This is a genomic window from Pseudoalteromonas maricaloris (assembly GCF_024746855.1).
In the GTDB taxonomy this organism is placed as follows: domain Bacteria; phylum Pseudomonadota; class Gammaproteobacteria; order Enterobacterales; family Alteromonadaceae; genus Pseudoalteromonas; species Pseudoalteromonas maricaloris.
In genome coordinates this window covers 1-11722 of sequence record NZ_CP024625.1, presented here as the reverse complement: position 1 = coordinate 11722, position 11722 = coordinate 1, and the positions used below count along the sequence as shown (strand labels likewise).

The following is an 11722-nucleotide window of genomic DNA, read 5'->3' as shown; positions in this document are numbered from 1 at the left end:
ATGGAAAACGCGGTAATCGTAGATTGTATTCGTACCCCAATGGGCCGTTCAAAAGGCGGTGTATTTAAGCATAAACGTGCCGAAGACCTCAGCGCACACTTGATGAAAGGCCTACTTGAGCGTAACCCTCAAGTAGCACCAGACTCAATTGATGACATTTACTGGGGTTGTGTACAGCAAACGTTAGAGCAAGGCTTTAACGTTGGTCGTAACGCTGCACTCTTAGCTGGCATTCCTCACACCGTACCGGCGGTAACCGTAAACCGCCTATGCGGTTCGTCAATGCAGGCATTGCATGACGCAGCTCGCGCTATCATGACCGGTGCTGGTGACACTTACCTTATCGGTGGTGTTGAGCACATGGGTCACGTACCAATGACACATGGTAATGACTTTCACCCAGGCCTTGCGACATCAGTTGCACAAGCTGCTGGCGTGATGGGTTTAACGGCTGAGTACTTAGCGCTAATGCACGGCATCAGTCGTGAGCAGCAAGATGAATTTGCCGTACGTTCACACCAGCGTGCACATGCCGCAACCCTTGAAGGGCGTTTTGCAAAAGAAATCCTGCCAATGGAAGGTCATGATGCCGATGGTACACCAGTACTTGTCGAGCATGACGAAGTTATCCGCCCAGAGACAAGCCTAGAAGGTCTAGGACAGCTACGCCCTGTATTTAACCCAGCATCGGGTACGGTAACTGCAGGTACCTCTTCAGCGCTGTCTGACGGTGCTTCAGCTATGTTGGTCATGAGCGAGTCTAAAGCAAGAGAACTCGGTCTTCCAATTCGTGCTCGTGTTAAGTCAATGGCAGTCGCAGGTTGCGATCCTTCCATCATGGGCTATGGTCCAGTTCCAGCATCGCAAAAAGCCTTAAAGCAGGCGGGCATTACTATCGATGATATCGATGTTGCAGAACTAAACGAAGCCTTTGCAGCGCAATCACTACCAGTGCTAAAAGACCTTGGCCTACTAGACAAGGTAGATGAGAAAGTGAACCTCAACGGTGGTGCAATTGCACTCGGTCACCCACTTGGTTGCTCAGGCTCACGTATTAGCACAACGCTTATCAACCTAATGGAAGAGAAAGACGCGAAGTACGGCCTTGCAACTATGTGTATTGGTTTAGGCCAAGGCATTGCTACCGTATTCGAGCGCGTAGATAACTAATTCCAACCAGCTGGTACTGGGCTTTTATAAGACAATACCAGCACACAACTTCAACTTGGTGACCAAGGCAAAACGGCACAGCTGTTTTGCCTTTTTTATTACCTGCATTTACCTCACCTCGGTTGGCTAATACCAATTATCTTAATTAAGTGGTCTATTTTGAGGCGATAAAATTTTGTCGATAACACCGCTACCGCGTCCTGCTATCGCTGAGGTACCTACATCCATGTAGGCAAGGCAAATATTTTGCTATTTAGTTGTTCTAAATGAGAAATTTTTAACGCAGTTAGCGTCAGATTTGCTCCTTCAAATTGAGCAAGTATTAAGACTAATTGGTATCAGACTTGAGTTATCCAAACTTGAGCTTACTTACAACATGCGGTTAAAATAACGTTTTCCTAACTAACAACGTAACGAACAAGGCCACCCACAATGAGTTTTGATAATACCGACCATACCTTAGATGCAGTAGGCTTACGTTGTCCGGAGCCGGTAATGATGATTAGAGGCATGGTGAGACGGATGAACTTAGGTGAGACGTTGTTAGTTATCGCAGATGATCCATCAACGACAAGAGACATTCCGAGCTTCTGTGAATTTATGGATCACACTTTGGTTGCCAAAGCAGTGGCTGAATCACCGTATAGATATGTGATTAGAAAAGGTCTGTAACAGCGTAATAAAAAAGCGGCATCTGCCGCTTTTTTAAGATTTTACAATCACCACCTTTGGTGAGCGAGGATTACGATAATCTAAGCGGATTTCGTACCACCCTTTTTTACTTGGCTTGAAGCTAAAGTAGTTATACACCGTGTTACAATCCGCGACCAGCGGTTGCCCTAGCGTTAACTGCCCTTCACTCTTATAGCCACAGTTGTAGCCTTCACTCCACTGCTCATCAGCAATTTTAAATTCATACACTTTACCTGGGCTCATGAATCTTGCTTTTGTTGCGTAGATCCCCGGTTGTGTTTCTTCAAGACGATACTGAGGTTCGGCATCCCACAGAGTGAAGTCACCGCGTAAATACATTGTCTTATCCAACTCACCAGCAACAACCGGTGAAGTTGACGTTGTTGGCAATTGAAAGTTACTACTACAAGCGGTAAGTGCTAATAGCGCAATCGCCATTGCCCCTTGTTTTTTAATCATAGCTAGACAGCCTTTTACTTGCTTTTACCAATCAGCAAAAAGCCAGCAATTGCTGGCTTTTGTATCAGCAATTAATTTTGTAACACTGAAATATCTGCAGTATTAAGGAATAACTTACTTAACTGACTAAGTAATGCTAAACGATTAGCTTTAACCGCTTCATCGTCCGCCATTACCATAACATTATCAAAGAAGTTATCTACTGCTTCACGTAAACTCGCTAAACGCGTCAGTGCAGTTTGATAATCACCTTCAGCGTAAACAGGTGCAAGCTCAGCAGTTAACGCAGCAACTTGTGCAGCCAATGTTTGCTCAGCCTCTTCTTGCAGGAGTGAGCTCTCCACCGCAGCTTCTGACGCGACGTTATTCTTCGCTAAAATGTTGTTTACACGCTTATTGGCAGCAGCTAACGCTTCAGCTTCCGCCAACGTTCTAAAGTGACTAACCGCTTTTACTCGGCGATCAAAATCAACTGGGCTCGTTGGACGTCTTGCAAGTACTGCTTGGATCACATCCACGCTGATACCTTCATCTTGGTACCAGGCACGGAAACGACCTAACATAAACTCAACCACTTCATCGGCAACATTTGCATTGCTTAGCTTATCACCGAATAACGTCATTGCTTTGGCAACGATATCCTGAATGTCTAATGGTAGTTCTTTTTCTACCATAATACGCAATGCGCCGATGGCAGCACGGCGAAGTGCAAACGGATCTTTATCGCCTTTTGGTGTCTGGCCGATACCAAAAATGCCAACCAGAGTATCAAACTTATCCGCAAGCGCCACAGCAAAACTGATTGGGTTAGACGGTAGATTATCACCAGCAAAACGCGGCATATATTGCTCATTTTGTGCTAGTGCGACTTCTTCTGCTTCGCCATCAATACGCGCGTAATGCATACCCATCACGCCCTGAACGTCAGTAAATTCCATGACCATTTCAGTCATTAAATCCGTTTTACTAAGTAAACCCGCACGCTCTGCTAGTGCCTTATCAGCACCAAGCTGTTCAGCAATAAAACCAGCGAGTGCCGAGATACGCGCTGACTTGTCTTTTAGTGTGCCAAGCTGCTTCTGAAATAACACTGAATCAAGTGACTCAAGACGACTTTCCAGCGTTTTCTTCTTATCCGTTTCAAAGAAGAACTGAGCATCTGCCAGACGTGGGCGAACCACTTTCTCGTTACCCGAGATCACCACGCTCGGATCTTTACTTTCAATGTTAGAAACAAACAAGAACTTGTTGATCAAGTTGCCTTGCTTATCTAACAGTGGAAAGTATTTTTGGTCGTCTTTCATGGTGTAGATAAGTGCTTCATCAGGCACTTGCAAGAAGGCTTCTTCAAAAGATGCAACTAAAGTTACTGGCCACTCGACTAGTGACGTAACTTCTTCAAGAAGATCTTCATCCATCGCCACTTGCGCGCCGAGCTTTTCAGCTTCAGCTTCAATTTGGCCTCGAATTAACACTTTACGTGCTTCATAATCCGCAATAACGTATGCGCCTTTTAGCACTGCATGGCTATCATCAGCATGTTCAACACGAACACGCTCAGGGTGATGGAAGCGATGTCCTTGCAGCTCATTGCTGATAGCTTTACCTAGCACTTCACCTTCAACTTGTTGACTACCAAGTAGTGCAGCCACAGTATGCACAGGACGGATAAATTGCGTCTTGTTCGCACCCCAGCGCATCGGCTTTGGAATAGGTAACTTAGCCAATGCTTTGTTGATCACATCGCTTAGTAACGCTAAGGTCTGTTGCCCCTCTACTTTCGCTTTGTGTAGCAGCCAAGTGCCTTTATCAGTTTCTAAACGCTCAGCATCATTAATATCAATACCACAACCACGAGCCCAACCTAGCGCCGCTTTAGTCGCGTTACCATCGGCGTCAAATGCCGCCTGAATAGCTGGACCACGCTTTTCAACCACTTTGTCGGCTTGTTGCGTTTGTAGTGCTTTAACTTGAATGCCTAAGCGACGAGGTGATGCATACCAGCTCACGCCTTCATGGCTAAGCTCTAATGCTTCTAGCTCTTGCCTAGTATTTTCTGCGAATGACTCAGCAAGGTTGCGTAACGCCTTTGGTGGTAGCTCTTCGGTACCAATTTCTACGAGTAAGTTTTCAGTCGACATTATTTATCCTTACAAAGCGGGAAGCCAAGTGCTTCACGTGCGTCATAGTAAGCCTGTGCACAGGCTTTTGATAAAGCACGAACTCTTAATATATAGCGCTGACGCTCAGTTACTGAGATAGCATGACGTGCGTCTAACAGGTTAAATGCATGAGATGCCTTCATTACCTGCTCATAAGCTGGTAAAGGAAGCCCTGCTTCGATTAGCTTTTCGCTTTCTTTTTCACACTGGTCAAACTGCTTGAATAATGCCTCTACATCCGCATATTCAAAGTTATATGTCGACTGTTCTATCTCGTTTTGCATGAACACGTCACCGTAAGTTACGCGCCCCATTGGACCATCAGTCCAAACGAGATCATAAATGCTATCTACACCCTGTATATACATCGCAAGGCGCTCTAAACCATACGTAATTTCACCCGTTACCGGTGAGCATTCAGTACCGCCAACTTGCTGGAAGTAAGTAAACTGAGTCACTTCCATGCCATTCAACCATACTTCCCAACCTAATCCCCAAGCACCTAGCGTTGGTGACTCCCAGTTATCTTCAACAAAGCGCACTTCGTGCGTTAATGTATCAATGCCCAGCGCTTCTAGAGAACCTAGGTAGAGCTCCTGAATATTCTCAGGCGATGGCTTCAATACAACTTGGAATTGGTAGTAGTGCTGAAGACGGTTAGGGTTTTCACCATAGCGACCATCTGTCGGGCGGCGACAAGGTTGTACGTATGCGCTCGACATTGGCTCAGGACCAATGGACTTAAGGAAGGTCATCGGGTGGAATGTACCCGCACCAACTTCCATATCTAAAGGTTGAGCTACAACACAGCCTTGCTGCGCCCAGTAATCCTGTAAAGCCAGGATCAAACCTTGGAAGGTTTTGATATCGTATTTTTGCATAGTTGGCTTATTTTTATCTGGTACTTATCGTATGTAAACGCCTGCAGTAATTTGGCGCTTACGCTAGATTCAATGATTGAAAATTATGCTCAGTATACCGCGAGCGCAGGAGGGTTTTAAGCTTTAAAGCATAAAAAAAGGAGGGAAAATCCCTCCTTTTTACTAGATGTTTGAGTTTACACGTCTAAGTTAACAACTCTCAGTGCATTTGTTTCGATAAACTCTCGACGAGGTTCAACTTGGTCACCCATCAAGGTTGCAAACAATTGGTCTGCAGCAATGGCATCTTCAATGGTCACACGTAACATACGGCGAGCACCTGGATCCATCGTTGTTTCCCAAAGTTGGTCAGGGTTCATCTCACCCAATCCTTTATAACGTTGTGTATACAAGCCACGCTTAGACTCTGAGATAAGCCATTCAAGACCAGCCTCAAAATATTCGATTGCTTGAGTCTTCTCACCACGCTGTACATAACCGCCTTCGCTGATCAAACTACCAATCTGACGACCCGTGTTCGCAATGCGAACATAATCTTTAGATGTAATAAAGTCGAAGTTCAAGGTATGCGCTTTATCAACACCGTGCTGACGAATATTGATCACCGGATAATACATGTGGCGCTCTTCATCAAATGCGACTTCTGCGTTGAAGATAGTGGCGTCTTCGTCTTTCTTCACAAGATCAGCAACCAAGTTTTCAGTCCACGCAGTTACTTTTGCTTCATCAGATAAGTCTGACTCGGTTAGCTCTGGGTGATAAAGCAAACGGTTCATGATTGAAGACGGATACTTACGCTTTAAACGCTCAATGATATCTATCGTATTCTGATAATCATGTACTAGGTTTTCTAGTCTGTTACCAGTAATTGGCTCTGCACCTTCCGACGGATATAGTGATGCTTCGTTTAGCGCTAATGTTGTTAGGTATGAAGTTAGCGCATTATCATCTTTAATATAACGCTCTTGCTTACCCTTCTTCACTTTATATAGTGGTGGTTGAGCAATATAGACGTAACCGCGTTCGATGATCTCTGGCATTTGGCGATAGAAGAAAGTCAGTAGCAGTGTACGGATGTGTGAACCATCCACGTCCGCATCGGTCATGATGATGATGCGGTGATATCTTAGCTTTTCAGGGTTATATTCATCACGTCCAATACCGCAACCTAATGCAGTAATTAGTGTTGCCACTTCCTGAGAAGAAAGCATCTTATCAAAGCGTGCTTTTTCTACGTTCAGGATTTTACCTTTGAGCGGCAGAATTGCTTGGTTCTTACGGTTACGACCTTGCTTAGCAGAACCACCCGCCGAGTCACCCTCCACTATATATAGTTCAGAAAGTGCAGGATCTCGTTCTTGGCAGTCAGCGAGTTTACCCGGTAGACCAGCTAAATCCATAACGCCCTTACGACGAGTCATTTCACGAGCCTTACGTGCAGCTTCACGTGCGCGCGCAGCATCAACGATTTTGTTTACAACGGTTTTTGCATCGCCTGGGTTTTCTAGCAAGAATTCAGTTAGCTTTTCAGCCATCATTTGCTCAACAGCCCCTTTTACTTCACTAGAAACGAGCTTATCTTTTGTCTGTGAAGAGAACTTAGGATCAGGAACTTTAACACTAACAACAGCAGTCAAACCTTCACGGGCATCGTCACCCGTAGCACTGGTTTTATACTTTTTATTAAAGCCTTCTTTTTCCATGTAGGTGTTAAGCGTACGCGTAAGTGCTGCACGGAAACCCGCTAAGTGAGTACCACCATCGCGTTGAGGAATGTTATTGGTAAAACAGTAGATGTTTTCTTGGAAACCATCATTCCATTGCATAGAGACTTCTACGCTAATGCCATCATCACGCTCAGTCGAAAAGTGGAAAACGCTTTGATGAACTGGCGTCTTCTTACGATTTAGATATGCAACGAATGCTTGAATACCGCCTTCGTATTTGAAGTGATCTTGTTTATTCTCTTCGCGCTCATCACTCAAAATGATGCTTACACCAGAGTTAAGGAAAGATAGTTCACGTAGGCGCTTGGCTAGAATATCGTAGTGGAAATTTGTATCTGAGAACGTTTCAGCACTTGGCCAGAATCTCAATTCTGTACCAGTAGATTCCGCTTCACCGATAACACCTAACGGCGCATCTGGAACACCCATAGTGTATTTTTGCTGATGCACTTTGCCATCACGGCGGATTGTTAATTGTAGTTTTTCAGAAAGTGCATTTACAACAGAAACACCTACACCGTGCAAACCGCCAGATACTTTATATGAGTTATCATCAAATTTACCACCAGCATGTAGTACAGTCATGATAACTTCTGCCGCAGAAACCCCTTCTTCTTCGTGAATTGAAGTTGGGATACCACGACCATTATCTCGAACAGATACAGAGCCATCGGTATGAATTGTTACGAAAATATCGTCACAATATCCTGCTAGTGCTTCGTCGATTGAGTTATCAACGACCTCAAACACCATGTGATGTAAACCAGTACCATCGTCTGTGTCACCGATATACATTCCCGGACGCTTTCTTACAGCATCCAATCCTTTAAGTACTTTAATACTCGACGAATCGTAATTTTCCGACATGGTTTCTTCCAATTATTTTGTTATTAAGCTGCCATGTTCCACGTGGAACATTTTAATTTCACGTTCCATAGGTTCAATAACGGCGGCAATACTTTCTGGAGTAATAGCAGTGATAAACAGCTGTGACTGACATTGCGCCAACAGACGCGATACCGCCACTTTAGTATCTTCACTAAGCTCCGAAGGTAAATCATCAATAAGCAGAATTGACTGCTTATTACTCTCTTGGTCAATCAAACTGTTTTGCATTACTTTAAGTGCATACAGTAATAGCTTGAGTTGACCACGAGAAAAAATATGTTCTACGCTGTTTCCTTGAGTATAAAAGTTAAAGTCAGCCTTATGCGGCCCTTTACTTGTATAGCCAAGTTTTACATCTCGCTCTAACTGATTTGTTAATACCTCAGCTAGTTCCCCCTTCCAGCCCGCTTGAAAGCGAATTTCAAGGCCTTTAAAGATAGGGCTTATATCCCCTATCTTATCAAAAAAATGCGTCTGAAACCTACCTATATAAGCCTCTCTAAACATATTTATTTGCCCAGCAAGGCGTACAAACTCCTTATCCCAATAACTTAGCTGGGATTGGAGATCTCTCGGTTTAGATTTCAATAAAGCGTTACGTTGCTTGAGCACCTGATTGAACATTTTCCATGTGGAATAAAACTGATGTTCCACGTGGAACACACCTAAATCAAGAAACTTACGACGCTCTTTTGGACCACCAAAAAACAGCTCATAGCTTTCAGGCGTAATAACTTGAACAGGTAAAACCTGCGCTAATTCTGCCACTCTCCGGCTTGCCTGCCCCTGAATTCGAAGCTTAGTTTCACCACTGGTATATTTACTAATGCCAAGCGGTATAGACAAGTTATGTAGTTGTTTTTTAGCATGAACAACGCAATGAGAAGCCTCATGCTTGATCATTAATTTTTGCAGATTGGTACGAAAAGATTTACCACTGGAGAGAAAGTAAATGGCTTCGAGCAGACTGGTTTTACCGCTACCATTTTCACCGAGAATGACATTAACGGCATTGCAAGGTGAAAGCGCCATCGCCTCAATGTTTCGAAATGCATTGAGGCTAAGGTGAGTTAAACTCATAACTCTATAAACGCATCGGCATAACTACATACATTGCATGTTCGTCACCAGCGGCTTCAATAAGCGCACTGCTGTTCGCATCAGAAAGCGTAAATTGTACATCTTCAGACTTTATTGTATTTAACACGTCTAATAAGTAAGAAACGTTAAAACCAACTTCAAGATCATCGCCTTGGTAACCCACCTCAACAATTTCTTCAGCTTGCTCCTGCTCTGGGTTATTGGCACTAATTTTTAATTGTCCATTACTCAGATTCAATCGCACGCCACGAAACTTCTCGTTAGAAAGAATAGACACACGCTGAAATGCACTACGTAGCCATTCGCGATTTGCGGTAACCAACTTGTCCCCGCCACGAGGTAATACGCGACGATAATCAGGGAATCGACCATCCACCAGCTTACTCGTGAAAGTAAATTCGCTGTCGATGATGCGCACATGATTAGCGCCAAATTGAATGGTGATAGTTTCATCATCCGCAGGCAATAAGCGCATGATCTCTTGCACGCCCTTACGAGGAATGATCAATTGACGCTGCGTTTGCAATGACTCAGGTAATTTTTGCTGCGCAATTGCCAAACGGTGACCGTCAGTGGCTACCGTTTTAATTTCATTATTATCTACTTCGAACGACATACCATTTAAATAGTAACGTACGTCTTGGTTAGCCATAGAGAAATGCGTTGCTTCTAGCAATTTTCTCAGCTCTAAACGCGTTATGGCAAACTCAACCTCACCGTCCCACTCTTCAAGATTAGGGAAGTCTTCAGCGGCTAAGGTTGTCAAAGAAAAGCGACTTTGACCGCTAGTCAGTAGCAATTGATGCTCTTGGCTACTCAGCACTAAATCCGAGTTATCAGGCAAGCTCTTACAAATATCTAGGAGCTTTTTCGCCGGTAAAGTGATCTTGGCGTCTGGCACATTGGTTTCAAGGGCAACAGATGCAACAAGCTCTATCTCTAAATCTGTACCTGTCATATGTAACGCGCCATTTTTCACTTCTAGCAATACATTAGACAAAATAGGCAGTGTATGTTTGCGCTCAATGGCACCCGACACCTGTACCAGTGGCTTTAAAAATAGTTCTCTTGGAATCGTTATTTGCATCATTTAACCCTTAAGAAGACAGCGTTCTAATTAAGTTTTGATAATCTTCTTTTACCTCATGACTTTCATCACGAAGTGCTTTTACTTTTCTACACGCGTGTAACACGGTGGTATGGTCGCGGCCACCAAATGCATCACCTATTTCTGGTAAGCTGTGGTTTGTCAGTTCTTTAGACAATGCCATAGCAACTTGTCTTGGTCTTGCAACTGAACGGCTACGACGTTTTGACAATAAGTCAGAAACACGAATTCGATAATATTCCGCTACGGTACGCTGGATATTATCGATGGTAACGAGTTTGTCTTGTAGCGCTAGTAAGTCGCGTAGCGCCTCTTTAACAAAATCGATAGAAATTGGACGACCAGTGAAGTTGGCATTAGCTATCACGCGGTTTAGCGCACCTTCTAACTCTCGCACATTAGAGCGTAATTTCTTAGCAATAAAAAAGGCAACTTCGTGTGGCAAGTTAATATTACTTTGCTGCGCTTTCTTCATTAAGATAGCAACGCGAGTCTCTAATTCTGGTGGCTCAATAGCAATAGTTAACCCCCAACCAAAACGCGACTTCAGTCGGTCCTCAACCCCTTCTATTTCTTTAGGGTAACGGTCAGAAGTTAGAATAATTTGTTGGTTGCCTTCAAGCAGCGCATTAAAAGTATGGAAGAACTCTTCTTGCGAACGCTCTTTGTTTGCAAAGAATTGGATATCATCAATCATCAATGCATCAACGCTGCGGTAGTAACGCTTGAACTCTTCAATGGCATTATTCTGCAGTGCTTTAACCATGTCCTGAACAAACCGCTCTGAATGCATATAAACAATTTTTGCATCCGGTTTTTGTTCAATAATGCCATTACCTACGGCGTGTAACAGGTGCGTCTTACCCAGACCTGTACCACCATAAATAAATACGGGGTTGAATGCAGAACCTGGATTATCTGCAACTTGCGTTGCAGCGGCTTTTGCCAGCTGGTTAGATTTACCTTCCACAAAGTTATCAAAGGTGTAATTCTCTTTAATATTAGACTTATGCGAAGATTTAGGAGCAGGCTCAACTTTTTCTGCCATTTTTGGCTGAGTGCCTTGCAGTATTGACATGTTATCAGCTGCATGACCTACACTTGCGGTTTTTTCGTTAGATAAACTTGGTTGTGCAGCTAACACAGGTTTGCTACCCACATCAAAGCGCAGCTCTGGTGCTTCATCACCACAGATCTCGATCAGCAGTTCATTGATGCGGTGGAGATACTTTTCTCGTACCCAATCCAATACAAAACGATTCGGCGCATAGATAGTTAGCGTATCATCAGTACTTTCTGCCTGTAGTGGTCTTACCCACATGCTAAATTGCTGAGATGGCAATTCATCTTGCAAAACATATAAACAACTTTGCCAAACCGACAGATACACTCTGAACTCCAATAGGTTTTGATTCCCGGGAATAAAAAATAGAGCATTCAGATCTAAAAAATCAGATCTAAATGAAAGGATCGCCGGAAATACTTAGTTTTTATTACAAAATCACTGGTGGAAGCGGGGTATTATGAAGTGAT

General features: G+C 43.8%; 9 protein-coding genes. 2 read left to right on the top strand and 7 right to left on the bottom strand.

The window, feature by feature from the left end:
- Both fadA and tusA read left to right on the top strand, forming a co-directional pair.
- Nucleotides 1–1170 carry an acetyl-CoA C-acyltransferase FadA gene (gene fadA / locus CTT31_RS00045; RefSeq protein WP_010604167.1) on the top strand — a complete coding sequence of 390 codons (1170 nt, stop codon included), beginning with the start codon at nucleotides 1–3 and terminating at the stop codon, nucleotides 1168–1170.
- A gap of 432 nt (nucleotides 1171–1602) precedes the next feature.
- Nucleotides 1603–1842 (top strand): sulfurtransferase TusA, encoded by a 240-nt coding sequence (gene tusA, locus CTT31_RS00040; protein ID WP_010604166.1) that lies wholly within the window; start codon nucleotides 1603–1605, stop codon nucleotides 1840–1842.
- A gap of 33 nt (nucleotides 1843–1875) precedes the next feature.
- Here the strand turns inward: tusA and CTT31_RS00035 are convergent, their stop codons facing one another.
- The 7 genes from CTT31_RS00035 to dnaA all read right to left on the bottom strand — a co-directional run bounded on the left by CTT31_RS00035 (nucleotide 1876) and on the right by dnaA (nucleotide 11579).
- A complete protein-coding gene (locus CTT31_RS00035; protein ID WP_010376831.1) occupies nucleotides 1876–2322 on the bottom strand; it encodes an early set domain-containing protein in 447 nt (148 codons plus the stop codon).
- A 71-nt stretch (nucleotides 2323–2393) separates the two neighbouring features.
- Entirely contained in the window at nucleotides 2394–4463 is a 2070-nt protein-coding gene (glyS, locus tag CTT31_RS00030; RefSeq protein ID WP_260491727.1) for a glycine--tRNA ligase subunit beta, read from the bottom strand.
- Nucleotides 4463–5365, bottom strand: coding sequence for a glycine--tRNA ligase subunit alpha (gene glyQ / locus CTT31_RS00025; RefSeq protein WP_260491726.1), 903 nt, complete (start codon nucleotides 5363–5365; stop codon nucleotides 4463–4465). The genes glyS and glyQ overlap by 1 nt, the downstream gene beginning before the upstream one ends.
- A gap of 176 nt (nucleotides 5366–5541) precedes the next feature.
- Nucleotides 5542–7959 (bottom strand): DNA topoisomerase (ATP-hydrolyzing) subunit B, encoded by a 2418-nt coding sequence (gene gyrB / locus CTT31_RS00020; RefSeq protein WP_260491725.1) that lies wholly within the window; start codon nucleotides 7957–7959, stop codon nucleotides 5542–5544.
- Between the two features lie 12 nt (nucleotides 7960–7971).
- Complete coding sequence (gene recF / locus CTT31_RS00015; protein ID WP_260491724.1) at nucleotides 7972–9060, bottom strand: DNA replication/repair protein RecF; 1089 nt, start codon at nucleotides 9058–9060, stop codon at nucleotides 7972–7974.
- 4 nt (nucleotides 9061–9064) lie between these two features.
- A complete protein-coding gene (gene dnaN, locus CTT31_RS00010) occupies nucleotides 9065–10168 on the bottom strand; it encodes a DNA polymerase III subunit beta (protein ID WP_010376842.1) in 1104 nt (367 codons plus the stop codon).
- A 10-nt stretch (nucleotides 10169–10178) separates the two neighbouring features.
- Nucleotides 10179–11579 carry a chromosomal replication initiator protein DnaA gene (dnaA, locus tag CTT31_RS00005; protein WP_260491723.1) on the bottom strand — a complete coding sequence of 467 codons (1401 nt, stop codon included), beginning with the start codon at nucleotides 11577–11579 and terminating at the stop codon, nucleotides 10179–10181.
- Nucleotides 11580–11722 lie beyond the last annotated feature (143 nt).

Coding starts and splice junctions, on each gene's coding strand:
- recF (WP_260491724.1), bottom strand. CDS start 9,060: ATGAGTTTAACTCACCTTAGCCTCAATGCATTTCGAAACATTGAGGCG.
- gyrB (WP_260491725.1), bottom strand. CDS start 7,959: ATGTCGGAAAATTACGATTCGTCGAGTATTAAAGTACTTAAAGGATTG.
- dnaN (WP_010376842.1), bottom strand. CDS start 10,168: ATGCAAATAACGATTCCAAGAGAACTATTTTTAAAGCCACTGGTACAG.
- glyQ (WP_260491726.1), bottom strand. CDS start 5,365: ATGCAAAAATACGATATCAAAACCTTCCAAGGTTTGATCCTGGCTTTA.
- fadA (WP_010604167.1), top strand. CDS start 1: ATGGAAAACGCGGTAATCGTAGATTGTATTCGTACCCCAATGGGCCGT.
- CTT31_RS00035 (WP_010376831.1), bottom strand. CDS start 2,322: ATGATTAAAAAACAAGGGGCAATGGCGATTGCGCTATTAGCACTTACC.
- tusA (WP_010604166.1), top strand. CDS start 1,603: ATGAGTTTTGATAATACCGACCATACCTTAGATGCAGTAGGCTTACGT.
- glyS (WP_260491727.1), bottom strand. CDS start 4,463: ATGTCGACTGAAAACTTACTCGTAGAAATTGGTACCGAAGAGCTACCA.